The following is a 25328-nucleotide window of genomic DNA, read 5'->3' as shown; positions in this document are numbered from 1 at the left end:
CGAGCCCGAGGAGATCCCCGGGTACGAGCACCTCGAGAGCGCCGCGGAGCGCATCGAGCGCCTCCAGGCCGCGCGTGGCTCGGAGCGGGCGGGTGAGCGGCCCGACGCCGGGGGTGCTGCGGACTCCGGACGCTGAGGTCGGGTCCGTCCCGCAGGACCTCCCAGCACCACCCACGACCCCCCTACCGGGAGGTGGAGGCAGACGCCCGTGGTGGGGGATGATGGGGTCATGGATGCACTGCTGAACTTCCTCCAGACGCCCGTCGGCATCGCGGTCGCGGTCCTCGCGGTCGTGCTGCTCGTCTCCGTGGTCGTGTGGGCCCTGCGTCGCCCTCGTCCCCCCCGGGTGGAGCCACCCGTCGAGCGCGAGGTGCCCCCCGCGGTCCGCCCGCCCGAGGAGGAGGCGCCCGCGACCCCCGCGCCCCCCGTCGGGGAACCCACCGCGGTGCCGGTGCCCACCGAGACCGTCGAGGTCCCCGAGTCGGTGCCCTCCCGACTCGGGCGTCTCCGTGCCCGGCTCGCCCGCTCCGGCGCCATCGGCACCGCCCTCCTCGGTGTCCTCTCGCGCGGCGACCTGACGGCGGAGGACTGGGAGGAGATCGAGGACACGCTGCTCATGGCGGACCTCGGACTGCCCGCCACCGAGCACCTCATGGCCGCCCTGCGCACCGAGGTCAAGGTGCAGGGCACGCAGGACCCGGACCAGGTGCGCGAGATCCTCGCCCGGGAGCTCCTCGACCTCGTCGACCCCGGCATGGACCGCTCACTGCACCTGGACCGTGCCACCGACGACAGCGGCGCGCTCCTGCCCGCGACGGTCCTCATGGTCGGCGTCAACGGCACCGGCAAGACGACCACCGTGGGCAAGCTCGCGCGACTCCTCGTGGCCGAGGGGGACACCGTGCTCCTGGGTGCCGCCGACACCTTCCGCGCCGCTGCCGCCGACCAGCTCGTCACCTGGGGCGACCGGGTCGGGGTGGACGTCGTGCGTTCCGAGCGTGACGGGGCCGATCCCGCGTCGGTGGCCTTCGACGCGGTGCGTGAGGGGACGGAGAGGGGGGTCGACGTGGTGATGGTCGACACGGCGGGTCGCCTGCAGACGAAGTCGACACTCATGGACGAGCTCGGCAAGGTGAAGAGGGTCATGGAACGTCGTGCCCCCGTCAACGAGGTCCTGCTGGTGCTGGACGCCACGACGGGGCAGAACGGGATGCGCCAGGCGCAGGTCTTCGCCGAGGTCGTGGACGTCACGGGCATCGTGCTCACCAAGTTGGACGGCTCCGCCAAGGGAGGCATCGTCGTCTCCGTCCAGAGGGAACTGGGAGTCCCTGTCAAGTTCGTGGGTCTGGGTGAAGGTGCCGATGACCTCGCCCCCTTCGATGCCCAGGATTTCGTCAATGCCATCGTCGGAAAGTAAAGGGTGTCTCGTCCACATCGTGGATGAGTAAAGATTAGGCAAATCATTCTGGGTATCTTCAGGGAGTCAGTTTTCCGACCCGGAAGGCACTCCCGTGGACACACTCGACACAGGCGCAACCGCCTGGATGCTCACCTCGGCATCGCTGGTCCTCCTGATGACCCCAGCGCTTGCCCTGTTCTACGGCGGCATGAGCCGCACGAAGTCCGTCCTCAACATGATGATGATGTCCTTCGGCGTCCTGGCCGTCGTCGCTGTCGTCTACCCCCTGTGGGGATGGTCGATGAGTTACGGCGGTTCCGATGTCGCCGGCATCTTCGCCAACCCCTTCGAGCAGTTCGGTCTGCTCGGCTCCTTCGATGGTTCCGCCCTGGACGCCAACGGCGTGCCGAACTGGGTGGGCGTCGCCTTCCAGATGACGTTTGCCATCATCACCGTCGCCCTGATCTCGGGCTCCCTGGCCGAGCGCGTCAAGTTCGGCTCGTGGCTGGTCTTCGTCGCCCTGTGGGTGACCTTCGCCTACTTCCCGATGGCCCACATGGTGTGGGGTGGTGGTCTGCTCTCCGCCGACGGCCCGATCGCGACCCTCACCGGTGTGGCACCCATCGACTTCGCCGGTGGCACCGTGGTCCACATCAACGCCGGCGTCGCAGGTCTGGTGCTCGCCCTGATCATCGGCAAGCGCCCCGGTTTCGGCACCGAGGCCATGCGCCCCCACAACCTGCCCTTCGTCATGATGGGCGCCGCCTTCCTGCTCTTCGGCTGGTACGGCTTCAACGCCGGCTCGGCCTTCACCGCGGACGCCCTGGCCGGCATGGCCTGGGTCAACACCACGGTCGCCGCCGGAGCAGCGGTCCTGGGCTGGATGCTCACCGAGCGCGTGCGTGACGGCCACGCCACGTCGCTGGGTGCGGCCTCCGGCATCGTCGCGGGCCTGGTCGGCATCACCCCGGCAGCGGGCGCCCTCAACCCGATCGGGGCCACCATCCTGGGCCTCATCGTGGGTGCCCTGTGCGCCCTGGCCGTCGGCCTGAAGTTCAAGCTCGGCTACGACGACTCCCTGGACGTCGTCGGTGTCCACCTGGTCGGTGGCCTCACCGGCACGGTCCTCATCGGCTTCCTCGCCACTGACGGCGGCCTGTTCTACGGTGGCGGAATCGGACTGCTCATCACCCAGATCCTCATTGCCGTGATCGCCGTCGTCTTCTCGGGCGTGATCACTGGCATCATTGGATACGCACTGAAGGCCACGATGGGGTGGAGGATCAGCCCCGAGGCCGAGACCCGCGGCATCGACCTCTCAGAGCACTCAGAGACCGCTTACGAGAACCCGACCGCCGCGGCGCGTCTGTCCTGAAGGGAACCGACATGAAGCTCATCACCGCGATCATCCAGCCCTACCGTCTCGACCCCGTCCGCGAGGCCCTCGAGGCCATCGGCCTCACCGGGGCGACCATCTCCGAGGCATCGGGGACGGGCCGCCAGAAGGGGCACACCGAGGTCTACCGCGGTGCGGAGTACGCCGTCACCGTCGTCCCGAAGATCCGCCTCGAGACCCTGGTCCGTGACGACGAGGTCCCCGCCGCGGTCGAGGCCATCTCCGGTGCTGCCCGTACGGGTAACATCGGGGACGGCAAGATCTGGGTCAGCCCCGTCGACGACGTCATCCGTGTCCGCACCGGCGAGTCCGGCCCCTCAGCTCTGTGAGGTCGTGAACACACCAGTGACACCAACGCTCGGTCAGGCCCTGCTCGACCTGGAACCCCCCCGCCCCGTCGAGGACGGGAACTGGGTCCCGGGTCCGGGCAGGGCCTACCGGCGCGCGGTCCAGCAGTCGGTCACCGACCACCTGCAGTCCGTGTGGAGGGACGCCACCCAGGACCTCGACATCGGTCCCGTGGCACTGGCGATCGTCGGCTCCTTCGCCCGGGGCGAGGGCGGACCGACCTCCGACATCGACGTCGTCGTCCTCCACGACCTGCCCCGACGTCTGCAGGGACGCATCGACGAACTCGTCCAACACCTGCTCTACCCCCTGTGGGACTCGGGCGTCGCAGTCGACCACTCGGTGCGCACCCCCGAGCAGTGCCGGGAGGTCGCGCGCACGGACCTGCCCGCCCTCACCGGCCTGCTGGACCTCCACCACGTGGCCGGCAGCCGGGAGCTCACCGAGGCGGTGCGCACCGCAGTCGGCGCCGACCTGCGCAAGGCGGCACCCACCCGTGTCGACGAACTCCTCTCCGGTGCGCGGGAGCGCTGGGAGCACGACGGCGACATCGACCTGGTCAACGAACCCGACCTCAAGTCCTGCAAGGGGGGTCTGCGCGACCTCAACCTCATGCGGGCCCTGGCGGCCACCTGGCTCACCGACTACCCCCACGACCGTGTCGAGGACGCCGCCGCCCTGCTCTGCGACGTGCAGGACGCCCTGCAGCGCGTCACGAGACGCCACACCGCCAAGCTCCTGCGCGCCCACCAGTCCGACGTGGCCCAGGACCTCGGCCTCACGGGCGGGGACGCGGAGACCGACCTCATGCGACTGGTGAGCGCTGCAGGGGCCTCGATCTCGGAGGCCACCGACGGCGTCGTCCAGCGGGCCCTCGGCGCGCGGGAGGCGTGGGGCCCGGGAGGGCTCAGGCGCAGGATCCTCAGCCCGCGGTCCCCGCGTGGTCGCAGGAAGGTCGCCCACCTCGACGAGCTCGGCTTCGGCATCGCCGTGTCGGACTCCTCCCTCGTCTTCACGGAGGCCGAGGCCTCGCGTGACCCCTCCGCGGTGCTGGAGCTGGCGGGTGCGGCTGCGCGCACGGGCATGCTGCCCTCCGCCGCCACACTGGAGGACATCCGTGCCGCCGTCGGTGCGGGCCTGATGTCGGGGGAGTCCGTGTGGACGTCGCGGCGAGCCCACCTCTTCGTCGACTTCATCGGCACGGGTCGGGGCGTCATCCCCGCGTGGTTCGCCCTGGACGCGACGGGCCTGCCCAGCGCGTGGATCCCCGAGTGGGAGGCACTGCGCTCGCGCCCCCAGCGTGCCGAGTTCCACCGCTGGACGGTGGACCGCCACTGCGTGGGCACCGTGGCCGAGATGGGGGAGATGCTCGCCGGCAACGCCGACTGGCTCCCGCCCTTCGACCGCTCCGTCATCGACCGCACGACAGCACTGCTCACGGCCCTGCTGCACGACATCGGCAAGCGTCCCCCCGGGGGAGGCATCGACCACCCCCACGAGGGTGCAGAACTGGTCCCGACGGTCCTCGACCGCATGGGCTTCCCCGAACTCGTGGGGACCGTGACCTCACTGGTGGAGAACCACCTCGTCCTCGCCCAGGCCGCCACCTCGCGCGACCCCGCTGACCCGGCCACGATCGACCTCGTCCTGGACGCTTCCGGCCACGACCCCCAGCGCCTGGCCACCCTCATCGCCCTCACCCGGGCGGACTCGGTGGCGGCGGGTGACAAGGCGTGGAACCCCTGGCGGGCGAGCCTGGTCAACGGACTGGCGCGCGCCTGCTGGGAGGTCCTCACCGACTGAGCGGGGCGGTGGACCCGGGTGGGACCTGGTCCGCCCCCATCCCCTCCGTGCGCCCCGGCCCGGCGGGGACGCCCCGGCGGGGACGCCCCAGCGGGGTGCGCTAGTCTGGTGGGCAGTCAGTCCAGCCCTCCTCGCCCGGAAGTGGGATGCACGTGTTCGGGAACCTCTCCGACCGATTGGGTCAGTCCTTCAAGCAGCTGCGGGGTCGCGGCGTCCTCACCGAGGCCGATGTCGACCGGACGATCTCCGAGATCCGCCGTGCCCTCCTCGATGCCGACGTGGCCCTGCCCGTCGTGCGCGAGTTCACCTCGAAGGTGCGGGAGAAGGCCCGCGGCGCCGCGCGTGCCCAGGGCCTCAACCCCGGCCAGCAGGTGGTGCGTGTCGTCCACGACGAGCTCGTGGAGATCCTGGGGGGCGAGACCCGGGAGCTGCACTTCGCGGCCACCGGGCCGACCGTCTTCATGCTCGCCGGCCTCCAGGGCGCGGGCAAGACGACCCTGGCGGGCAAGCTCGGCAAGTGGCTGCGTGAGGAGGGCAAGTCGGTCCTCCTCGTGGCCTCCGACCTCCAGCGCCCCAATGCCGTCCAGCAGCTGCAGGTCGTGGGGGAGAGGGCCGGCGTCCCCGTCTGGGCTCCCGAACCCGGCAACGGCGTGGGCGACCCGGTGGAGGTCGCCCGCACCGGTGTGGAGCACGCCCGGCACTCCGGCATCGACGTGGTCATCGTCGACACCGCCGGACGTCTCGGTGTCGACCGGGAGATGATGGACCAGGCGATCGCGATCCGTGACGCCGTCCACCCCGACGAGACGATGTTCGTCCTGGACGCCATGGTCGGTCAGGACGCCGTCCAGACCGCCACCGCCTTCCGCGACGGTGTGGGGTTCACCGGTGTCGTGCTCTCCAAGCTCGACGGTGACGCCCGCGGTGGCGCCGCCCTGTCGGTGCGTGGCGTGACCGGGGCCCCCATCCTCTTCGCCTCCACCGGCGAGGGCCTCGACGACTTCGAGCGCTTCCACGCGGACCGCATGGCGGGGCGCATCCTCGACATGGGTGACGTGCTCACGCTCATCGAGCAGGCCGAGAAACGCATGGACCAGGAGGAGACCGAGAAGGTCGCCGCCCGGGCCATGTCCGGGGAGCTCACCCTCGACGACTTCCTCTCCCAGCTCCAGCAGATCCGCAAGCTGGGCTCCATGAAGAAGATCCTCGGCATGGTCCCCGGCATGGCACAGATGCGTGACCAGCTGGAGAACTTCGACGAACGCGAGGTCAACCGCGTCGAGGCGATCGTGCGCTCCATGACACCCGCCGAGCGTGCCGACGTCAAGATCCTCAACGGGTCGCGGCGCTCCCGCATCGCCCGCGGCTCCGGGACGACGGTCTCCGAGGTGAACGCGCTGGTCAAGCGCTTCGACGCGGCCAAGGCCATGATGAGCCAGATGGGCCAGGGCGGTGGGATGCCGGGGATGGGCTCGATGCCGGGGCAGGGCGGTCGCGCCAAGCAGCGGGCGCAGGCAAAGAAGGCCGCCGCCCAGAAGGCGCGTGTGAAGAAGAAGGCGCGTTCCGGCAATCCCGCCAAGCGCCGCCAGCAGGAACTCGAGGCGCTCCTGCCCAAGGACCAGCGCGGCGGCGCCCCGCAGGCACCGGTGGCGGGCTCCTCCTTCGGGCTGGGCGAGCCGGAGCCGGCCCCCGTCCAGGCGCGCCCCACCATGGACGACCTCCCCGACGACATCAGGCGGATGCTCCAGGGGCGATGAGGTGATCTTCTCCGGGTGGATGCTGTGGCGTGACGACGTCGCCGTCCCCGGCCCCGCCCGGGCCGACGGGGTCGGCTCCCGTCCCCCCACGGACACCACCGGTGGAGCAGCAGCGCCCGCGACGTGGGTCCAGGGCACCTGGGAGGTCCGTGACGGGCGCGTGGAACGCCTCCACGGGCCCGCGGCCGGCATCCGGGCGGACCTCACCGGGTGGGCGCTGCCCGGTCTGGTCGACGTCCACTGCCACATCGGGATCGGGTCCTCGGGTCCGGCCGGGCCGGAGGAACAGGAACGCCAGGCCGTGGCCGACAGGGACTCCGGGGTCCTGGCCGTGCGTGACTGCGGGGTGCCGGTGGACAACTCCTGGGTGCAGGACCGCGGCGACCTGCCTCTCCTCGTCCGTGCGGGCCGTCACGTCGCCCGGCCCAGACGCTACATCCGGGACCTGGCGGTGGAGGTGAAGGACCCCGGTCTGCTGCCCGCGGAGCTCGCCCGGCAGGCGCGGGCGGGGGACGGGTGGGTGAAGATCGTCGCCGACTGGATCGACCGTTCGGGTGGTGCGGACTCCGACCTGGAGCCCCTGTGGCCCCGGGACGTCCTCGTCGACGCGGTTGCCGCGGCGCACGCCGAGGGAGCGCGGGTGGCGGCCCACTGCTTCTCCCACACCGCCGTGGACGACCTCATCGAGGCCGGGGTCGACGACATCGAGCACGGCACCGGCATGGATGACGACCAGCTCGCCGAGGCCGCGGCGCGGGGTGTCACCGTCACGCCGACCCTCCTGCAGGTCGAGCTCTTCGCCGACTTCGCGGACCGTGCCGGTCACCGGTACCCACGCTACGGTGCCACCATGCGCGCCATGCACCGTGGGCGCCGTGACCACGCGGAACGGCTCTTCGCCTCCGGTGTGCACGTGCTGCCCGGCACCGACTCCGGTGGCTACCAGGAGCACGGGACCATTGCGTCGGAGTTCGCCCTCTGGCGAGCGGTCGGTGTGGAACCCGCCCGCATCCTGGACCTGGCCACCTGGCGGGCACGCGACACGCTGGGACTGGAGTCGCTCCTCCCCGGGGCGTGTGCGGACCTGGTGGTCCTCGGGGAGGACCCCCGCCAGGACCTCTCCACGTTGGCGCACCCGCGTGCCGTGGTCCTGCGGGGTGTCCGGGTGGCGGCTGGCGCGGAGCACTGAGGGGCGGGAGGACCTCTCCCCGTGCGTGTCCTCCCCGTGTTCAGGCGTGCACCGTCACGGGCATCCTCCTGTGGGCGACGTGCTTGACGTTGAGCAGGTGGCGGGCCGTGACGTTGTCGGACACGGAGGTGTGGCCGAAGGCACCGCACCCGAGGGTCAGTGAGGGCGTCAACGCGTTGTAGATCCCCCCGATGGCTCCCAGCGCCGCGGGTGCGTTGACGAGGATCCGCACGGCCGGCACACGGGCACTGAACAGGTCCACGACCTCGGGGTCCTCGGTGTGGACGACCGCGGTGTGCCCCATCCCGTCGAGCTCGACCATGCGTCCGGCCGCCTCGATGCCCGCAGAGGTGGTGGGCACGCGGATGACGGCGAGGACCGGGCAGAGCTTCTCGCGTGAGAGCGGGTGCTCCCGCCCGACCGCGGGGACGAGGGAGGCGAGCACCGTCGTGGAGGGGGCGACACCCAGACCGGCCCGTCGGGCCAGCTCGGGGGCGGACTGTCCCACGACGTCCGGGCGGAGTCGGGCCTCCTCGACCCCGGGTGCCCCGGAGTGTGTCCCGAAGAGCAGCTCCTCCAGGGCCCGCGTCTCCGCACAGTCGGTGAGGTGCACGCCGAGGGCCAGGAAGGCGGACACGGCGCGTTCCCAGACGGCCTCGTCGATGATGACGGCCTGCTCGGAGGCGCAGATCATCCCGTTGTCGAAGGTCTTGGAGGCCACGATGTCGCCCACCGCGCGCTCGACGTCGGCGGAGGCGTGGACGTAGGCGGGGACGTTGCCGGCGCCCACCCCGATGGCGGGGTGCCCACTCGAGTAGGCGGCGTGCACCATGGCATTCCCGCCGGTGGCCAGGACCATGGAGATCTCCGGGGAGGCGAGGAGTTCACGGGTGGTCGCCATGTCCGGCTCCTCCACCCACTGGATGCAGTCCCGTGGCGCTCCCGCGGCCACGGCGGCGTCGCGCACGGTGCGTGCGGCCTCCGCTGAGCAGCGCTGGGCGGAGGGGTGGAAGGCGAAGACCACGGGGTTGCGGGTCTTCAGGCACAGCAGCGACTTGAAGACGGCGGTCGAGGTCGGGTTCGTCACCGGTGTGAGGGCGAGGACCACACCGACCGGCTCGGCGATGTGGGTGAGGCCGCGCTGCTCGTCGACCTCGATGACGCCGACGGTGGGTTGGGACAGGAGGTCCTCGGCGACGGTCGTCGCGGCGAAGAGGTTCTTGGCCTCCTTGTCCGTGACGTTGCCGCGCCGGGTCTCCTCGACGGCGACGGAGGCCAGGGAGTGGGCTGCATCCGCTGCGGCCCGGGCTGCTGCGCGCACGATGGCATCGGTCTGTGCCTGGTCCAGTGACTCCCAGGCACGCGCGGCACGGCGGGCGCGCAGGAGAAGATCCCCGACGGTGCCGTGAGTGGGGGGATCGGGGTGGTCGGTGCGGTCCGGGCGGCCGGGTCGGCTGTGTTCTTCCCTCTGCTCCCGGGGGTCGCTCGGGTCCCGACGGGAACGGTTCGCGGGGTCTGGGTCCGGGTCTGTGGCTGGGTCTGGGTGGAGGTGTTCACGGTCCGTACTCCTCGTCGACGAGTGTGGTGCTTGACACTCTTGAGAATATGCGCAACCGGTGTGAACGCATGTGCAGAAGGTCCCGGTTCCGGCCGCTCCAGGTCACAGGATGGTCACGACGGCGCGGGGGGCCGACGCGTGCTCCGGGTGCCGAATGGGGTGAGCCTCGAGGTGTCGGGGAGGCGCACCCCGGGTCAGTGCGCGTCCTCGTCGAGTTCCCGGAGGATCCCGCGGGCGGTGGCGGCGTCGAGCTGTCGGGCGGAGGCCACGATCCCGGGGCGGAGGCCCTCGGGCAGGTCGGTGCCGAGCGGGAGGTTGAGGACGCGTCCACCGGCGACACGCACCAGGTGGATGCCGGCTGCCACGTCCCACGGCTTGAAGGAGGTGCCGATCATCGCCCCGCACCACCCGGCGGCCACCATGGCGAGGTCCAGGGCGCAGGCGCCCGGACGTCGGATCGCCTGGTAGGCCCCCGCGAGGCGCGTCTCGTGGTCGAGGCTGCGCGCGGGGTGCCCGGTGAGTGCGGCTCGGTTCGGGTAGTAGGACATGAGGAGGGCGTGGTCCTCCCGGGCGGGTCCGTCGGCCCTCAGGTCGATCCTCCCCCCGGGACCCTCCAACCAGCACCGGTCGGCATCCGCCACGAACACCTCGTGGCTCATCGGCACCGAGACGGCAGCGGCGACGACGGCGTCGTCCAGTTCGACGCCGATGGAGGTGTTGAAGTAGGACAACCCGGCCGCGAAGTTCGCCGTCCCGTCGATCGGGTCGACGATCCAGCGCACCCGGTCGCCCAGGGCGGCGCACCGACGCAGTGCCCCCTGGACCTCGGGTGAGGTGGGCACGTGGAAGTGCTCGGTGAACTCCGCGCTCAGCTTCTGGGGCTCCGCGGGCAGGAGGTGCTCCCCCGTCTCCTCACCGAGCACCCGGGACCCGGGGACCATGCGTGCGAGGAGTGCGTGGAGGGCACCCTCCACACGGCGGTCGTGGAGCGTGACGGGGTCGTGCACATCGGCCTTGGTCTCGAAGTCGGTCACCGTCCGGGCGACCGAGCGCAGGTAGGGGGCGACGGCCAGGGCCGCCTCCCGGGCCATGGTCGAGAGGTCGTGCGCCGTGGTCAGGTCGTCAGTGGTCGTCCCGGGATCCGTCATGCCCCCATTCTCCATGTCCGCGTCAAGGCAGCGTGTCAGGGTGTCCACGTGAGCGATCGCACGTGCCGGGAAGGGATGGTGCGCGTCGCCGGCTTGGGAGTCTGGCCCGTGCGTGGCACAATGGACCGCTGTACCCGGTCCGGGCGGACCCTCTCACCTCCCGTCACCGTGTCCAGGAGCAATCATCACGCCGTGTCCCACCGGCGCGGTGGGCGGTCCACCCCGATTCGAAACAGGAGTGACCACACCAGTGGCAGTTCGCATCCGTTTGAAGCGCATCGGCAAGATCCATGCGCCCGTCTATCGTGTCGTCGTCGTCGATTCACGCAAGAAGCGTGACGGCCGGGTCATCGAGGAGGTCGGTCTCTACGACCCGACCCGCGAGCCCTCGGTCATCAAGATCGATTCCGACCGCGCACAGCACTGGCTCTCGGTGGGCGCACAGCCCTCCGACCAGGTCCGCAACCTGCTGGTCCTGACCGGTGACATCGCCAAGTTCCACGGCAAGGCCGACGCGGTCTCCCGCGTGAAGGTCTCCGAGGCCGACAAGGCTGCAGAGGCCGAGGAGGCCGTCAAGGCCGCCGAGTCCGCTGCCGAGAAGCGCAAGGCCGCCGCCTCCGCCGAGAAGGCGAAGGCTGCTGAGGCCGCCGCCGCCGAGGCCGAGTCCGCGGAGACGGCGGAGTCGGCTGACTCCGGCGAGGACGCCTGACCGTGCTCGCCGACGCGTTGGACCACCTGGTCAGCGGGATCGTCGACCACCCCGATGACGTGCGCGTCTCGTCGCGGTCGATGCGTCGCGGGCAGCTGCTCGAGGTCCGGGTCAACCCCGAGGACCTCGGGCGTGTCATCGGACGCAACGGGCGCACGGCCCGTGCACTGCGCACGGTGATGGGGGCGCTCTCGGCGCGCGAGCCCGTCCGGGTCGACGTGGTCGACACGGATCGGCAGTGACACGGTCCTGAGGGACTGACAGGGAGGGGCCCGGGTGAAGACCCGGGCCCCTCCCGCATGTCCGGACGACTCCGACGGTTACCATGGGTGGTCGGTCGTTCCGGGTGAGACGAGGGGGAGCAATGCAGTTGACTGCGGCGGTCGTGGGTGCACCCCACGGGCTCAAGGGCGAGGTCTACCTCGACATCCGCACGGACGACCCGGACCGCCTCGCGCCGGGTCACGTGCTCGACACCGACTCCCGTGAGGTCCCCCACCTCACGGTGGAGTCCCTGCGCGCGCACAAGGGACGGGTCATGGCCACCTTCGCCGAGGTCACCGACCGCTCCGACGCGGAGGCGGTGCGTGGCACCCTCCTCCTCGTCGAGGAGGAGCCCGAGGAGGATGCCTGGTACCCCCACGAACTGGTCGGGCTCGACGCCCGCACGCCGGCGGGCGAGGACCTGGGTGAGGTCGTGGCCCTCCAGGCCGGCGTCGCCCAGGACCTGCTGGTCGTGCGCCACGCGGGCAGGCGCGTCATGGTCCCCTTCGTCCACGCGATCGTCCCCGTCGTCGACGTCGAGGGCGGGTTCGTGACGATCGACGCCCCCCGGGGTCTCTTCGACGAGTCGGAGGCGATCGACGCCGGTGACCGCGGTGGCGTGCCACGCCCCGGGGGCGAGGGCTGATGCGCATCGACCTGGTCACGATCTTCCCCGACTACTTCGCAGCCCTCGACCTCTCCCTCATGGGCCGTGCCCAGGAGGCGGGGCTGCTCGGGGTCGGTGTCCACGACCTGCGCGAGTGGACGGATGACCGGCACCGCACGGTCGACGACACCCCCTACGGCGGGGGAGCCGGGATGGTGATGCGCGCCGACGTGTGGGGACGCGCCCTGGACGACGTCCTCGCCCTTCCCCTCCCCGAGGACCCGACCACGGGGACGCCCTCGTCGACGCGCACCCCGGGGGGCGACCACCACGCGCGGCGCGTCCTCGCCGTCCCCACCCCGTCGGGGGCCCCACTGACCCAACGCGTGGCGGAGGACCTGGCCCGCGCCGACCAGATCGTCATCGCCTGCGGGCGCTACGAGGGCATCGACCAGCGCGTCGCCGACCACTACCGCGACGAGGAGCAGGAGGTCGTGGAGTACTCCATTGGGGACTACGTCCTCAACGGCGGCGAGGTCGCAGCCCTGGTGCTGGTGGAGGCCGTCGGGCGTCTCCTCGACGGGGTCGTGGGCAATCCCGACTCCCTGGTGGAGGAGTCCTACTCCGAGGAGGGTCTCCTGGAGTACCCCGCCTACACCCGCCCCCGTTCCTGGCGGGGCATGGACGTCCCCGAGGTGCTGCTGGGGGGCAACCACGCCGCCATCGCGCGGTGGCGCAGGGACTGTTCCCTGGTGCGCACCGCCCACCGGCGTCCCGACCTCGTCGCGCGACTGGAACCGGGGCGTCTGGACATCCACGACCGTGAGGTCCTCGCCAGCGCCGGCCGGGTCCTGGTTCCCAGGCGTGCCGACATCACGATCCGCCATGCCCGCGAGGACGAGGCCGCGCAGGTCGCGGTGCTCGCCCGGGAGACCTTTCCCCTGGCCTGCCCGGACTTCCTCACCGAGGAGGACATCCAGGCGTTCATGGACACCCACCTCACCGAGGCGGAGTTCTCCCGCATGCTGGCCGACGCCGACGACCACCGCATCCTCGTCGCGCAGGTGCGCGGCGGCGACGAACCCCTCATCGGCTACACGCTGACGGTCCTGGCCGGCCCCGACGGGATGCCCGCGGAGATGGTGCGCCGCGGACGCGTGGAACTCGGCGCCGCCTACCTCTCCAAGTGCTACGTCTCCCCGGACTGGCACGGGTCAGGGGTCTCCGGGGCGCTGCTGGAGCGCGCGGTGGCCGATGTCGCCGCCCGGGGACGCAACTCCCAGGTGGCACTCGGCACCAACATCGCGAACAAGCGGGCGCGCAACTTCTACCGGCGTCACGGCTTCTCCCTGGCAGGTCGGCGCACCTTCATGGTGGGTGAGGTCGCCAACATCGACGACGTCCTGGTGCGCAACGTCACTGCCCACGCCGGGTGAGGTGGGCGTCTCCCCCTTGGGGGCGGGGGCCGGCATGTGGCAGACTGGGACGTCGGGTCGACCGGACGGTTCCTGCCGCAGGGGGACGTCGAGGAGTCGCACCCACACAGGTACAGCAGGCACGGACCTGCCGATCTGGCGCGACTGACCTGCGGCAGGTGCGTCGAGGAGAGAACATGCAGAAGCTGGACGTCGTCGACGAGGCCTCGCTGCGCGAGGGCATCCCCGCCTTCCGCGCCGGTGACACCGTCAAGGTGCACGTGCACATCGTCGAGGGGAACCGTTCCCGCATCCAGGTCTTCCAGGGCGTCGTGATCGCGCGTCGCGGACACGGCGTGTCCTCGACCTTCACCGTGCGCAAGGTGTCCTTCGGCGTGGGCGTGGAGCGCACCTTCCCGGTGCACGCCCCCACGATCGACCACATCGAGGTCGTCACCCGTGGGTCCGTGCGTCGCGCGAAGCTCTACTACCTGCGCGACCGCCACGGCAAGGCCGCGAAGATCAAGGAGCACCGCGACTTCTCCGCCGCGGAGTGAGGCGGAGGTCGGGCCCGGCACCCATGGGTGCCGGGCCCGACCCCTATTCTGGGCACGTGGACGGGAAGAGGGACGGGGACATGGGCGATCGCCAGGAGGATCCTGCGGGGACACGGCCGGTCCCGCCCGCCTCCCACGTGGCCCGCAGCGGGGCCCCCACGCGTCGCAGGTCCCGCGCCCCGCGCAGGTCCGCGGACGCGCCGGGAGGGTTCCTCCCCTGGCTGCGTGAGATCGGACTGGTGCTCCTCCTCGCCGTGGTCCTGTCCTCCCTGTTGCGCGCCTTCGTTGTCCAGGTCTTCTGGATCCCCTCTCCCTCCATGCACGACACCCTGGTCGAGGACGACCGGATCGCCGTCTCCCGCGTGTCCGCCTGGACGGGTGACATCCGGCGCGGCGACGTGGTGGTCTTCAACGACTCCCTGGGCTGGCTCCCAAGTGCCAACTCCGGCGGCGTGGGTGGGGCGCTCCGTTCCGTGGGGGAGTTCATCGGCTTCCTGCCCGCCGACGGGGAGCAGACCCTGGTCAAGCGCGTCATCGGTGTCGGCGGCGACCACGTCACCTGCTGCACGGCCGCCGGGCGCATCCAGGTCAACGGCACCGCCATCGACGAGACCTACCTCGCCGCGGGGCAGGCACCCTCGACGATCACCTTCGACGTGCAGGTTCCCGAGGGGCACCTGTGGGTCATGGGGGACAACCGGGGGAACTCCGCGGACTCCCGCTACCACATGACCGGCGGACAGTCGCCCTTCGTGGACCTCGACGACGTCGTGGGGCGGGCCCGATGGGTGATCTGGCCCGTCTCCCACTGGCGCGCCCTGGAGGGGCGCGAGGTCTTCGAGGCGGTACCGCAGCCGTGACGGGCGGGACGACCCGGGACATGGCGACAGGGGGGACTGCGCGTCCGCGCCCCCGCCCGGTCCGCGGCGCCGGTGCTCGCACACCGCGCACGGCCTCGCGTGGGGTGGAGCTGGAGCTGTGTGCCCAGAACGGTCTGGTCGCCGGCATGGACGAGGTCGGCCGCGGTGCCCTGGCGGGACCGGTGGCGGTCGGGGTGGCAGTGGTGGACGCCTCCTGCGGGGAACCTCCCGAGGGACTCACGGACTCCAAGTGCCTGACCCCGCGTCGGCGCGAGGCCCTGTGCGGCCCCGTCGAGGAATGGGTCCTGGCCAGTGCCGTGGGTTGGGCGGGTGCCGATGAGGTCGACCGTTTCGGCATCATCGTCGCGCTGCGCCTGGCGGGTCTGCGTGCACTGGAGGAGGTCCGCTCCTCAGCGGTCGAGCCCGGCATCGTCCTGCTGGACGGTTCCCACGACTGGCTGACCCCGCCCGAGGACACGCTCTTCCCCGCGGAGGGAGCCTGGGACGCCGACGCCGACGCCGACGCGGACGGGTACGAGGGCGCAGCAGCGGCACCGGCTGCTGGCCTGCCCGCTGGGCTGTCCGTTGGAGCGATGGGCCCCGGTGTCCCCGTCGTGACCCGGGTGCGCGCGGACCTCGAGTGCGCGGTCGTCTCCGCGGCCTCGGTCCTCGCCAAGGTGCGACGTGATGCCCGCATGTGTGCCCTGCCCGACCCCGGCTACGACTGGGTGCACAACAAGGGCTACGCCTCCCCCTCCCATGTGGAGGCCCTGGGCAGGTTGGGTCCGTGTGAGCTCCACCGCAGGTCCTGGCACCTCCCCGGCGTCGTCCCCGCCGGTGCAGCCCGGCCCTCCACGTCCCCGATGAGGCCGGCAGCCGGGGGAGAGGGCATGATGGGACTGTGAGCAGTGAGGACATCGAAGGTTACGAGAACGCCCTGGAACTTGAGCTCTTCCGCGAGTACCGGGACGTGGTGGGGTTGTTCAGCTACGTCGTGGAGACGGAGCGGCGTTTCTACCTGTGCAACAAGGTCGACGTCCAGGCCCGACCCGTCGGTCAGGACGTCTTCTTCGAACTGACCCTCACGGACGCCTGGGTCTGGGACATCTACCGGTCCTCGCGTTTCGTGAAGTCCGTCCGTGTCATCACCTACAAGGACGTCAACGTCGAGGAGCTCTCCAAACCGGAGCTCGACATCCCCTGATCCTGTCCACAGGGCCGGGCCCCCGCTCCGCCCTGTCCACAGCCCGCCCGGGTGCACGACGCGTCCGGGGCCCCCACCTGCCATGGTGCCGGTGGAGGTGGTCACATGCGCACCGGACACCGTGCGGAACTGGGACGGGCAGGGGAGGACCTGGCGGTCCGCCTGCTGGAGGACGAGGGGTTGCTGGTCCTGGACCGCAACTGGCGCGACGGGCGCCGCGGCGAGCTGGACATCGTCGCCTGGGACGAGGGCGGGGCCGCCCTCGTCTTCGTGGAGGTGCGCACCCGTACCGGCGCGGCCCGGGGCACGGCCCTGGAGTCCGTGGACGCGCGCAAGGTGTCGCGCCTGAGACGCCTGGCAGCCGCGTGGCTGGCCTGCCATGACGTGCACGGGCGCGTGCGCCTCGACGTCGTCGCGGTGACCGTCGGGGCCCCGCCGCCCCGGTCCCGTTCCCACTCGTCCCCACGGTCCCCGGCCGTCCCGGTCTCCCTGGCCGGGGCCCGGGTGGAGTGGGTGCAGGGGGTGTCGGGGTGAGTGCCGACGCGAACACCAATGCCGTCGCCGCCGTCCTGGCCGTGGGCCTGGTCGGACTCGAGGGGCACCTCGTGGAGGTGGAGACCCATGTCGGCCGCGGCCTCGTCTCCTTCGCCCTGGTCGGACTGCCCGATGCCTCCGTGCGGGAGTCACGGGAGCGGGTACGGGCCGCCCTCCAGTCCTGCGGTCTGGAGTCCCTGGACCGGCGCACCACGGTGAGCCTCTCACCGGCCGACCTGCCCAAGACGGGCAGCGGCTTCGACCTGGCGATCGCCGTCTCGATCGCCGTGGCCACGGGCAAGGTGTCACCGACACTCACCGAGTCCACCGTCTTCCTCGCCGAGCTCGGACTGGACGGCAGCCTGCGCGCGGTGCCCGGTGTGCTGCCCGCCCTCGTCTCGGCGAGTCGCTGCGGGATCCGCCGAGCGGTGGTGGCGGCATCCTCCGGCCACGAGGCGGGCCTGGTGCCCGGTATGGAGGTGCTGGCCCTGGACCACCTCGCCGATGTCATCGACCTCGGAGGGGGAGCCGCCCGCCGGGCCTTCACCCTGGGGGCCGCTGCCCCGGCACCCCGGCACGGCCCCGCCCCCACGGTGGGATCCACGGTCGCACCCGACCTGGCGGACGTGCGCGGGCAGCCACTGGCCCGGCGCGCGGCGGAGGTGGCGGCGGCCGGCGGGCACCACCTCTTCCTGGTGGGGGAACCCGGATCGGGCAAGACGATGCTCGCCACGCGACTCACCTCGCTGTTGCCGCCCCTGGACGACGAGACGGCACTGACGGTGACGGCACTGCACTCGGTGGCGGGAGTCCTGCCCCCGGGGGAGGGACTGGTCCGCACGCCACCCTTCCAGTCCCCCCACCACTCCGCGACCATGCCGGCACTCATCGGTGGGGGCTCCGGCATGCCCCGGCCGGGGGCCGTGTCGCTCGCCCACGGTGGTGTCCTCCTGCTGGACGAGGCCGCAGAATTCTCACCCGCCGTCCTCGACGCCCTGCGACAACCGCTGGAGGAGGGGATCGTGCGGATCCACCGGGCACGGGCCACGGCGCGCTACCCGGCCTCCTTCCAACTCGTCATGGCCACCAATCCCTGTCCCTGCGGGCTCTCCGGCTCCCGCAGCCTGGAGTGCAGCTGCACCTCGGTGCAGAAGCGCCGCTACGTGTCGCGACTGTCAGGTCCGCTCCTGGACCGCATCGACATCCGGGTGTCCATGAACACCCCGAGCCGCTCCGACCTGCGCCTGGACACCACGGAGGGATCGGCGGAGGTCGCTGCCCGCGTGCGGGTCGCACGGGAGAGGGCCCGTCGACGATGGGCGCAGTGGGGGTGGGCGAGCAACTCCCGGGTGCCGGGGCCCTGGCTGCGGGAGCACTCGGGACTGGAACCCTCCCTCCTGGCGTCCCTGGACCGCTCCGTGGACCGCGGGGTGCTCTCCCTGCGAGGGGCGGACCGCGTCCTGCGACTGGCCTGGACGGTCGCGGACCTGGCCGGGCACGACCGACCCGAGGACACCGATGTGCACCACGCACTGACCCTGAGGAGGGAGAACGACGATGCTTCCCCATGAGGCGCACGANCGGATCGGGCAAGACGATGCTCGCCACGCGACTCACCTCGCTGTTGCCGCCCCTGGACGACGAGACGGCACTGACGGTGACGGCACTGCACTCGGTGGCGGGAGTCCTGCCCCCGGGGGAGGGACTGGTCCGCACGCCACCCTTCCAGTCCCCCCACCACTCCGCGACCATGCCGGCACTCATCGGTGGGGGCTCCGGCATGCCCCGGCCGGGGGCCGTGTCGCTCGCCCACGGTGGTGTCCTCCTGCTGGACGAGGCCGCAGAATTCTCACCCGCCGTCCTCGACGCCCTGCGACAACCGCTGGAGGAGGGGATCGTGCGGATCCACCGGGCACGGGCCACGGCGCGCTACCCGGCCTCCTTCCAACTCGTCATGGCCACCAATCCCTGTCCCTGCGGGCTCTCCGGCTCCCGCAGCCTGGAGTGCAGCTGCACCTCGGTGCAGAAGCGCCGCTACGTGTCGCGACTGTCAGGTCCGCTCCTGGACCGCATCGACATCCGGGTGTCCATGAACACCCCGAGCCGCTCCGACCTGCGCCTGGACACCACGGAGGGATCGGCGGAGGTCGCTGCCCGCGTGCGGGTCGCACGGGAGAGGGCCCGTCGACGATGGGCGCAGTGGGGGTGGGCGAGCAACTCCCGGGTGCCGGGGCCCTGGCTGCGGGAGCACTCGGGACTGGAACCCTCCCTCCTGGCGTCCCTGGACCGCTCCGTGGACCGCGGGGTGCTCTCCCTGCGAGGGGCGGACCGCGTCCTGCGACTGGCCTGGACGGTCGCGGACCTGGCCGGGCACGACCGACCCGAGGACACCGATGTGCACCACGCACTGACCCTGAGGAGGGAGAACGACGATGCTTCCCCATGAGGCGCACGACCCACGCATCGCGGCGGCCTGGTGGTGCGCCGTGGTGGAACCCGGCGACCTCCACGCCACGGCGCTGCGCCGGGCCCTGGGGGAGGAGGAGGCCGTGGCATGGGCGCTCGCCCCGCAGCCCGGACCCCTGCCCGCTGACGTCGAGCGCGACCCACGGGGGCGGCCACGGGGGTGGGAGGACGCCTGGCAACGGTGGCACGCCCGAGCCGTCGTCGCCGACCCCGGGCACGACCTCGCCGAGATGGACTCCCTGGGCGGACACCTGCTCCTCCCCGGGGAGCGGGGCTGGCCCCCGGGCCTCGACGACCTCGGGGCAGGTGCTCCGCACGCGTTGTGGGTGCTGGGCGGGACCACGCCCGCCACCGCCGTGGCCGTGGTGGGGGCACGGGCCTCCACGGCATACGGCAACCGGGTGGCCGCGGACCTCGGCCTCGAGCTCGCCGAGACGGGCATCGACATCGTCTCCGGGGGCGCGTTCGGCATCGACGCCTCCGCGCACCGCGGCGCGCTGGCCGCCCACGGTGGGCGGACCACGGCTGTCATGGCCGGAGGTCTCGGGCACCTGTACCCCAGCGCCCACGTCGACCTCCTCCAGGAGATCGCGCGGCGCGGCGCCGTCATCTCGGAGGTGCCCCCCTCCTGGAGACCCGCGAAGTGGCGCTTCCTCGGGCGCAACCGTGTCATCGCGGCGCTCGCGGCCGCCACGGTGGTGGTCGAGGCCTCCTCGCGTTCCGGTGCCCTGTCGACGGCACGGCGTGCTCAGGACATGGCCCGTCACGTCGGCGCGGTTCCGGGACCCGTCTCCTCCTCGTCCTCACGTGGGTGCCACGTCCTCATCCGGGAGGGCGCGACCCTGGTGCAGGGCAGTCGGGACGTGCTCGAGATGGTGAGCTCACTGGCACTCCTCGCCCCCGGACCGGCACCCGGCGCACCGGTGGCCCCGGACTCCGGCACGGATGCGCTCCCACCGGCCCAGCGCAGGGTCTGGGAGGCGTTGCCGAAGAGGTCGGGTACGTCCCTGCAACCACTCGTGCGGGCGGCGGGGTTGTCGGAGGCGGAAGTCCTCGGCGCCCTGGCCCGCCTCGAACTGGAGGGTCTCGTGGTCGCCCACCAACTCGGCTGGGCCCGCGCCCGTCCCCGCGAGTGACGACCGTTCCCGCTCCGCTGTCCCGGACCCCGTCGGCACCGGGGGAAGGGTTCCGAGGGGACGGGGGCGGACCTCTGGCCCCGGACAGAGCGGACTTCGAGGTGCGAACAGAGCGGACTTCGAGGTCCCAAGTGAGCGGACTTCGAGGGGATGGGGTGGGTGGGGTCCCTACGATGTGCACATGACCGACTCCCCCGTGCTCGAACTGTGGGTCGCGCACCTGCGCGACGGGAGGGGACTCTCGGCGAACACGGTGCGCGCCTACACCACCGACCTGGAGTCCCTCCTCGACCACCTCGGGCTGCCCGCGGGCGGGACCGACCCCCGGCACCTGTCACGGGTCCTCACGACCCGCGCACTGCGGGGGTGGTTGGCGGCACTGGCGGAGGGAGGGGCCTCACGCTCGNGCGGCTGCGGGTCGGTGCGGGTGTGTCCATGCCCCGAGGGTGCGGCCCGGGAGGGCCGTGTGCCAGCGCGGTCTGCCGCACCTGTGGACGGATGAGGGGCGCCGGCGCCGGTTGTGGACAGACTCTGCCGGAGGGGTCCCGGAGCGGAGGGACCTCGGGTGCGCCCTCGTCGCCGTCCCTGTGGGAGGGGCGTCACAGGAGGCGGGCGGGGGTGCGGGAGACAGGTGGACTACACTTGACGAGGCACCTGCCTGCGGGCGGGTGACTACGCGTGTCATTTCCGCACCCGAGCCGGTCCCCACGGGACCGGTCCGACGGGACGGGGCACGGCCACCGAGGTCCCTCCGGGGCGGTGGTCGGTCATGGCACCAGGACCCGACGCGATCCCGCGATCCGGGTGACAACCGAAACAGGGCACCCCTGTGCCCACGAACTGCGCGTACGCGCAGCGAAAGGACGATCAATGGCCGTCGTCACCATGCGCCAGCTCCTGGAGGCCGGTGTCCACTTCGGGCACCAGACCCGCCGGTGGAACCCGAAGATGAAGCGTTTCATCCTCACCGAGCGCAACGGCATCTACATCATCGACCTGCAGCAGACGCTGGCCGACATCGACATCGCCTACGACTTCATCAAGCAGACCGTCGCCCACGGCGGCACGGTGCTCTTCGTCGGCACGAAGAAGCAGGCGCAGGAGGCCATCGAGGAGCAGGCCAACCGCGTCGGCATGCCCTACGTGAACCACCGCTGGTTGGGTGGCATGCTCACCAACTTCTCCACCGTCTCCAAGCGTCTCCAGCGCCTCAAGGAGCTCGAGCAGGTCGACTTCGACGATGTCGCCTCCTCCGGGCACACCAAGAAGGAACTGCTGATGATGCGCCGCGAGAAGGACAAGCTCGGACGCACCCTGGGCGGCATCCGCGACATGGCCAAGGTTCCCTCGGCCGTGTGGATCGTGGACCCCAAGAAGGAGCACCTCGCAGTCTCCGAGGCCCGCAAGCTCAACATCCCGATCGTCGCGATCCTCGACACCAATGCGGATCCCGACGAGGTCGACTACCGCATCCCCGGCAACGATGACGCCATCCGCGCCGTCGCGCTGCTGACGCGCGTGGTCGCCGACGCCGTGGCCGACGGACTGATCTCCCGTTCTGCCGCCCACAAGTCCACGGGCGAGGAGGCGGCCCCCACCGCCGCGGAGCCCCTGGCCGAGTGGGAGCGCGAGCTGCTGGAGAAGGCTGACGAGCCCGNGGTGCCGGGGCCCTGGCTGCGGGAGCACTCGGGACTGGAACCCTCCCTCCTGGCGTCCCTGGACCGCTCCGTGGACCGCGGGGTGCTCTCCCTGCGAGGGGCGGACCGCGTCCTGCGACTGGCCTGGACGGTCGCGGACCTGGCCGGGCACGACCGACCCGAGGACACCGATGTGCACCACGCACTGACCCTGAGGAGGGAGAACGACGATGCTTCCCCATGAGGCGCACGACCCACGCATCGCGGCGGCCTGGTGGTGCGCCGTGGTGGAACCCGGCGACCTCCACGCCACGGCGCTGCGCCGGGCCCTGGGGGAGGAGGAGGCCGTGGCATGGGCGCTCGCCCCGCAGCCCGGACCCCTGCCCGCTGACGTCGAGCGCGACCCACGGGGGCGGCCACGGGGGTGGGAGGACGCCTGGCAACGGTGGCACGCCCGAGCCGTCGTCGCCGACCCCGGGCACGACCTCGCCGAGATGGACTCCCTGGGCGGACACCTGCTCCTCCCCGGGGAGCGGGGCTGGCCCCCGGGCCTCGACGACCTCGGGGCAGGTGCTCCGCACGCGTTGTGGGTGCTGGGCGGGACCACGCCCGCCACCGCCGTGGCCGTGGTGGGGGCACGGGCCTCCACGGCATACGGCAACCGGGTGGCCGCGGACCTCGGCCTCGAGCTCGCCGAGACGGGCATCGACATCGTCTCCGGGGGCGCGTTCGGCATCGACGCCTCCGCGCACCGCGGCGCGCTGGCCGCCCACGGTGGGCGGACCACGGCTGTCATGGCCGGAGGTCTCGGGCACCTGTACCCCAGCGCCCACGTCGACCTCCTCCAGGAGATCGCGCGGCGCGGCGCCGTCATCTCGGAGGTGCCCCCCTCCTGGAGACCCGCGAAGTGGCGCTTCCTCGGGCGCAACCGTGTCATCGCGGCGCTCGCGGCCGCCACGGTGGTGGTCGAGGCCTCCTCGCGTTCCGGTGCCCTGTCGACGGCACGGCGTGCTCAGGACATGGCCCGTCACGTCGGCGCGGTTCCGGGACCCGTCTCCTCCTCGTCCTCACGTGGGTGCCACGTCCTCATCCGGGAGGGCGCGACCCTGGTGCAGGGCAGTCGGGACGTGCTCGAGATGGTGAGCTCACTGGCACTCCTCGCCCCCGGACCGGCACCCGGCGCACCGGTGGCCCCGGACTCCGGCACGGATGCGCTCCCACCGGCCCAGCGCAGGGTCTGGGAGGCGTTGCCGAAGAGGTCGGGTACGTCCCTGCAACCACTCGTGCGGGCGGCGGGGTTGTCGGAGGCGGAAGTCCTCGGCGCCCTGGCCCGCCTCGAACTGGAGGGTCTCGTGGTCGCCCACCAACTCGGCTGGGCCCGCGCCCGTCCCCGCGAGTGACGACCGTTCCCGCTCCGCTGTCCCGGACCCCGTCGGCACCGGGGGAAGGGTTCCGAGGGGACGGGGGCGGACCTCTGGCCCCGGACAGAGCGGACTTCGAGGTGCGAACAGAGCGGACTTCGAGGTCCCAAGTGAGCGGACTTCGAGGGGATGGGGTGGGTGGGGTCCCTACGATGTGCACATGACCGACTCCCCCGTGCTCGAACTGTGGGTCGCGCACCTGCGCGACGGGAGGGGACTCTCGGCGAACACGGTGCGCGCCTACACCACCGACCTGGAGTCCCTCCTCGACCACCTCGGGCTGCCCGCGGGCGGGACCGACCCCCGGCACCTGTCACGGGTCCTCACGACCCGCGCACTGCGGGGGTGGTTGGCGGCACTGGCGGAGGGAGGGGCCTCACGCTCGACGCTCGCACGACACACCGCCTCGGTGCGCAACTTCACCGAGTGGGCCCACGCCAGGGGCCTCCTCGACTCCGACCCCGCCCTCCAGCTGCTCTCGCCGCGTCCCGACCAACGCCTGCCCGAGGTGCTGGGACGCGGGGACGTCTCCCACCTCCTGGACCGCGCACGCGAGGAGGCGGGGGACGGCGCACCCCTGGCGCTGCGGGACTGGTCCGTGCTCGAGATGCTCTACGCGACCGGCATCAGGGTTGCCGAGCTCTGCTCCCTGGACCTGGCCTCCGTGATGGGGGAGACCCAGTCCCTGCGGGTGGTGGGCAAGGGTGACAAGGAACGCGTCGTGCCCTTCGGCGATCCCGCGGCCGCTGCCCTGGAGGAGTGGCTCGGTCGGGGTCGCCCCGCCCTCGTCGCCGCCGCGACGGGCAGCGCGCTCTACCTGGGTGCGCGCGGGGGACGCCTCGACCAACGTGTCGTGCGCGGGGTCCTGCACCGCCTCACCGCCCGCGCAGGTGTCCACGACCTCGCCCCCCACGGCCTGCGCCACACGGCCGCGACCCACATGCTCGAGGGCGGTGCCGACCTGCGTTCCGTCCAGGAACTGCTGGGCCACGCCTCCCTGCGCACGACCCAGCGCTACACCCACGTGGACTCCGACCGGCTCTCCGCCGTCTACCGACAGGCCCACCCCCGCGCCTGAGGACGCCGGGAACCCGGGGCTGCGGGAGCTCAACCGTCCCAGGGCTTGAGCACCACCGGTCCCACCAGCATCCGCAGGGGATTGACGTACTCCTCCGGGCCCGTGCGCACCCCCCAGTGCAGGGCTCCGGGGGAGTGCCCCTGCTCCACGGTGGCGATGACCTGCCCGCGCACCACGGCGTCGCCCGCCGCGACCACGGGCGCCACCGGCTCGAAGGCCGACCTGAACGCCCCGTGCTGCAGGGAGACGACACCCCGGTCCACCACGGTCCCGGCGAACACGACGACACCGTCGGCGGGGGCACGCACCTGGGAGCCGACCCCGACGTCCAGGTCGACGCCGCGGTGACCCGCGAGCCACGGCCGCCCGGGTGGGTCGAAGTCCCGCGCCACGGCGACCGGGGACCCGGTGGGCCAGTCCCAGGGGGGTCCGTCAGCACTCGGTGACACCGTGGCCGGGGACGGGGAGGCCTCCCCGGGGGCCGCCAGCCACGGGAGGGTCAGGGCGAGCAGTGCACCCGCGACGAGGGCGGTGCGGCTGCGGGTCGGTGCGGGTGTGTCCATGCCCCGAGGGTGCGGCCCGGGAGGGCCGTGTGCCAGCGCGGTCTGCCGCACCTGTGGACGGATGAGGGGCGCCGGCGCCGGTTGTGGACAGACTCTGCCGGAGGGGTCCCGGAGCGGAGGGACCTCGGGTGCGCCCTCGTCGCCGTCCCTGTGGGAGGGGCGTCACAGGAGGCGGGCGGGGGTGCGGGAGACAGGTGGACTACACTTGACGAGGCACCTGCCTGCGGGCGGGTGACTACGCGTGTCATTTCCGCACCCGAGCCGGTCCCCACGGGACCG

General features: G+C 72.0%; 25 protein-coding genes. 22 read left to right on the top strand and 3 right to left on the bottom strand.

What is annotated here, in order from left to right; genetic code table 11:
• The first annotated feature begins 229 nt into the window (after positions 1–229).
• From ftsY to BQ9890_RS00455, 6 genes are all read left to right on the top strand, one after another.
• A complete protein-coding gene (gene ftsY, locus BQ9890_RS00480) occupies positions 230–1417 on the top strand; it encodes a signal recognition particle-docking protein FtsY (protein ID WP_075892475.1) in 1188 nt (395 codons plus the stop codon).
• A gap of 94 nt (positions 1418–1511) precedes the next feature.
• Positions 1512–2774 (top strand): ammonium transporter, encoded by a 1263-nt coding sequence (locus BQ9890_RS00475; protein ID WP_230297741.1) that lies wholly within the window; start codon positions 1512–1514, stop codon positions 2772–2774.
• Between the two features lie 11 nt (positions 2775–2785).
• Positions 2786–3124: a P-II family nitrogen regulator gene (locus tag BQ9890_RS00470; protein ID WP_075888503.1), complete on the top strand. Its 339-nt coding sequence runs from the start codon at positions 2786–2788 to the stop codon at positions 3122–3124.
• A 4-nt stretch (positions 3125–3128) separates the two neighbouring features.
• Positions 3129–4946, top strand: a complete 1818-nt coding sequence (locus BQ9890_RS00465) for a [protein-PII] uridylyltransferase family protein (RefSeq protein ID WP_195907590.1) — start codon at positions 3129–3131, stop codon at positions 4944–4946.
• A 152-nt stretch (positions 4947–5098) separates the two neighbouring features.
• Positions 5099–6703: a signal recognition particle protein gene (gene ffh / locus BQ9890_RS00460; RefSeq protein WP_075892469.1), complete on the top strand. Its 1605-nt coding sequence runs from the start codon at positions 5099–5101 to the stop codon at positions 6701–6703.
• A gap of 1 nt (position 6704) precedes the next feature.
• Positions 6705–7892, top strand: a complete 1188-nt coding sequence (locus BQ9890_RS00455; protein WP_230297740.1) for an amidohydrolase family protein — start codon at positions 6705–6707, stop codon at positions 7890–7892.
• Between the two features lie 40 nt (positions 7893–7932).
• On the opposite strand, the gene BQ9890_RS00450 is transcribed toward BQ9890_RS00455, so the two are convergent.
• Together BQ9890_RS00450 and BQ9890_RS00445 are read right to left on the bottom strand one after the other, a co-directional pair.
• The gene (locus tag BQ9890_RS00450) at positions 7933–9276 is read right to left on the bottom strand and encodes an aldehyde dehydrogenase family protein (RefSeq protein ID WP_078062118.1); all 1344 of its coding nucleotides are present in this window, start codon (positions 9274–9276) and stop codon (positions 7933–7935) included.
• Positions 9277–9644: 368 nt separating this feature from the next.
• Positions 9645–10598 carry an inositol monophosphatase family protein gene (locus BQ9890_RS00445; RefSeq protein ID WP_075888496.1) on the bottom strand — a complete coding sequence of 318 codons (954 nt, stop codon included), beginning with the start codon at positions 10596–10598 and terminating at the stop codon, positions 9645–9647.
• Between the two features lie 250 nt (positions 10599–10848).
• Between BQ9890_RS00445 and rpsP the strand changes: the two genes are divergently transcribed.
• The 16 genes from rpsP to BQ9890_RS00365 all read left to right on the top strand — a co-directional run bounded on the left by rpsP (position 10849) and on the right by BQ9890_RS00365 (position 24486).
• Positions 10849–11307: a 30S ribosomal protein S16 gene (rpsP, locus tag BQ9890_RS00440; RefSeq protein ID WP_075888494.1), complete on the top strand. Its 459-nt coding sequence runs from the start codon at positions 10849–10851 to the stop codon at positions 11305–11307.
• A gap of 2 nt (positions 11308–11309) precedes the next feature.
• Positions 11310–11549: an RNA-binding protein gene (locus tag BQ9890_RS00435; RefSeq protein ID WP_075888492.1), complete on the top strand. Its 240-nt coding sequence runs from the start codon at positions 11310–11312 to the stop codon at positions 11547–11549.
• A gap of 122 nt (positions 11550–11671) precedes the next feature.
• Positions 11672–12217: a ribosome maturation factor RimM gene (gene rimM, locus BQ9890_RS00430; protein WP_075888490.1), complete on the top strand. Its 546-nt coding sequence runs from the start codon at positions 11672–11674 to the stop codon at positions 12215–12217.
• Complete coding sequence (trmD, locus tag BQ9890_RS00425; RefSeq protein ID WP_075888488.1) at positions 12217–13614, top strand: tRNA (guanosine(37)-N1)-methyltransferase TrmD; 1398 nt, start codon at positions 12217–12219, stop codon at positions 13612–13614. The genes rimM and trmD overlap by 1 nt, the downstream gene beginning before the upstream one ends.
• A gap of 176 nt (positions 13615–13790) precedes the next feature.
• Positions 13791–14150: a 50S ribosomal protein L19 gene (gene rplS / locus BQ9890_RS00420; protein ID WP_075888486.1), complete on the top strand. Its 360-nt coding sequence runs from the start codon at positions 13791–13793 to the stop codon at positions 14148–14150.
• 56 nt (positions 14151–14206) lie between these two features.
• Entirely contained in the window at positions 14207–15010 is an 804-nt protein-coding gene (gene lepB, locus BQ9890_RS00415; RefSeq protein WP_230297739.1) for a signal peptidase I, read from the top strand.
• Positions 15011–15030: 20 nt separating this feature from the next.
• Positions 15031–15915: a ribonuclease HII gene (locus tag BQ9890_RS00410; RefSeq protein WP_078062499.1), complete on the top strand. Its 885-nt coding sequence runs from the start codon at positions 15031–15033 to the stop codon at positions 15913–15915.
• Positions 15912–16214 (top strand): DUF2469 domain-containing protein, encoded by a 303-nt coding sequence (locus BQ9890_RS00405; RefSeq protein WP_075888484.1) that lies wholly within the window; start codon positions 15912–15914, stop codon positions 16212–16214. Before BQ9890_RS00410 ends, BQ9890_RS00405 begins: the two co-directional genes overlap by 4 nt.
• A gap of 105 nt (positions 16215–16319) precedes the next feature.
• Positions 16320–16748, top strand: a complete 429-nt coding sequence (locus tag BQ9890_RS00400; protein ID WP_075888482.1) for a YraN family protein — start codon at positions 16320–16322, stop codon at positions 16746–16748.
• Positions 16745–18319, top strand: a complete 1575-nt coding sequence (locus BQ9890_RS00395) for a YifB family Mg chelatase-like AAA ATPase (protein ID WP_075892463.1) — start codon at positions 16745–16747, stop codon at positions 18317–18319. The genes BQ9890_RS00400 and BQ9890_RS00395 overlap by 4 nt, the downstream gene beginning before the upstream one ends.
• Positions 18316–19194 carry an ATP-binding protein gene (locus tag BQ9890_RS00390; protein ID WP_075888480.1) on the top strand — a complete coding sequence of 293 codons (879 nt, stop codon included), beginning with the start codon at positions 18316–18318 and terminating at the stop codon, positions 19192–19194. The genes BQ9890_RS00395 and BQ9890_RS00390 overlap by 4 nt, the downstream gene beginning before the upstream one ends.
• Positions 19181–20350, top strand: coding sequence for a DNA-processing protein DprA (gene dprA, locus BQ9890_RS00385; RefSeq protein WP_075888474.1), 1170 nt, complete (start codon positions 19181–19183; stop codon positions 20348–20350). The genes BQ9890_RS00390 and dprA (BQ9890_RS00385) overlap by 14 nt, the downstream gene beginning before the upstream one ends.
• Before the next feature lie 181 nt (positions 20351–20531).
• Complete coding sequence (locus tag BQ9890_RS00380; RefSeq protein ID WP_075888478.1) at positions 20532–20852, top strand: site-specific integrase; 321 nt, start codon at positions 20532–20534, stop codon at positions 20850–20852.
• A 368-nt stretch (positions 20853–21220) separates the two neighbouring features.
• Positions 21221–22231, top strand: coding sequence for a 30S ribosomal protein S2 (rpsB, locus tag BQ9890_RS00375; RefSeq protein ID WP_075888476.1), 1011 nt, complete (start codon positions 21221–21223; stop codon positions 22229–22231).
• Complete coding sequence (gene dprA / locus BQ9890_RS00370) at positions 22218–23387, top strand: DNA-processing protein DprA (protein WP_075888474.1); 1170 nt, start codon at positions 22218–22220, stop codon at positions 23385–23387. Before rpsB ends, dprA (BQ9890_RS00370) begins: the two co-directional genes overlap by 14 nt.
• Positions 23388–23568: 181 nt before the next feature.
• Positions 23569–24486: a tyrosine recombinase XerC gene (locus BQ9890_RS00365; protein ID WP_075888472.1), complete on the top strand. Its 918-nt coding sequence runs from the start codon at positions 23569–23571 to the stop codon at positions 24484–24486.
• A 29-nt stretch (positions 24487–24515) separates the two neighbouring features.
• Here BQ9890_RS00365 and BQ9890_RS00360 read toward each other — a convergent pair whose 3' ends face one another.
• Entirely contained in the window at positions 24516–25049 is a 534-nt protein-coding gene (locus tag BQ9890_RS00360) for a M23 family metallopeptidase (protein ID WP_075888470.1), read from the bottom strand.
• Positions 25050–25328: the final 279 nt, after the last annotated feature.

The sequence above is a fragment of the Actinomyces provencensis genome, from assembly GCF_900155435.1.
In the GTDB taxonomy this organism is placed as follows: Bacteria; Actinomycetota; Actinomycetes; order Actinomycetales; family Actinomycetaceae; genus Pauljensenia; species Pauljensenia provencensis.
The sequence above is the reverse complement of the archived record's forward strand: the minus strand, read 5'-3'. Positions and strand labels throughout refer to the sequence as shown.

Coding starts and splice junctions, on each gene's coding strand:
- ftsY (WP_075892475.1), top strand. CDS start 230: ATGGATGCACTGCTGAACTTCCTCCAGACGCCCGTCGGCATCGCGGTC.
- BQ9890_RS00470 (WP_075888503.1), top strand. CDS start 2,786: ATGAAGCTCATCACCGCGATCATCCAGCCCTACCGTCTCGACCCCGTC.
- BQ9890_RS00445 (WP_075888496.1), bottom strand. CDS start 10,598: ATGACGGATCCCGGGACGACCACTGACGACCTGACCACGGCGCACGAC.
- rimM (WP_075888490.1), top strand. CDS start 11,672: ATGCAGTTGACTGCGGCGGTCGTGGGTGCACCCCACGGGCTCAAGGGC.
- trmD (WP_075888488.1), top strand. CDS start 12,217: ATGCGCATCGACCTGGTCACGATCTTCCCCGACTACTTCGCAGCCCTC.
- rplS (WP_075888486.1), top strand. CDS start 13,791: ATGCAGAAGCTGGACGTCGTCGACGAGGCCTCGCTGCGCGAGGGCATC.
- BQ9890_RS00410 (WP_078062499.1), top strand. CDS start 15,031: ATGGCGACAGGGGGGACTGCGCGTCCGCGCCCCCGCCCGGTCCGCGGC.
- BQ9890_RS00400 (WP_075888482.1), top strand. CDS start 16,320: ATGCGCACCGGACACCGTGCGGAACTGGGACGGGCAGGGGAGGACCTG.
- dprA (WP_075888474.1), top strand. CDS start 19,181: ATGCTTCCCCATGAGGCGCACGACCCACGCATCGCGGCGGCCTGGTGG.
- dprA (WP_075888474.1), top strand. CDS start 22,218: ATGCTTCCCCATGAGGCGCACGACCCACGCATCGCGGCGGCCTGGTGG.
- BQ9890_RS00365 (WP_075888472.1), top strand. CDS start 23,569: ATGACCGACTCCCCCGTGCTCGAACTGTGGGTCGCGCACCTGCGCGAC.
- BQ9890_RS00360 (WP_075888470.1), bottom strand. CDS start 25,049: ATGGACACACCCGCACCGACCCGCAGCCGCACCGCCCTCGTCGCGGGT.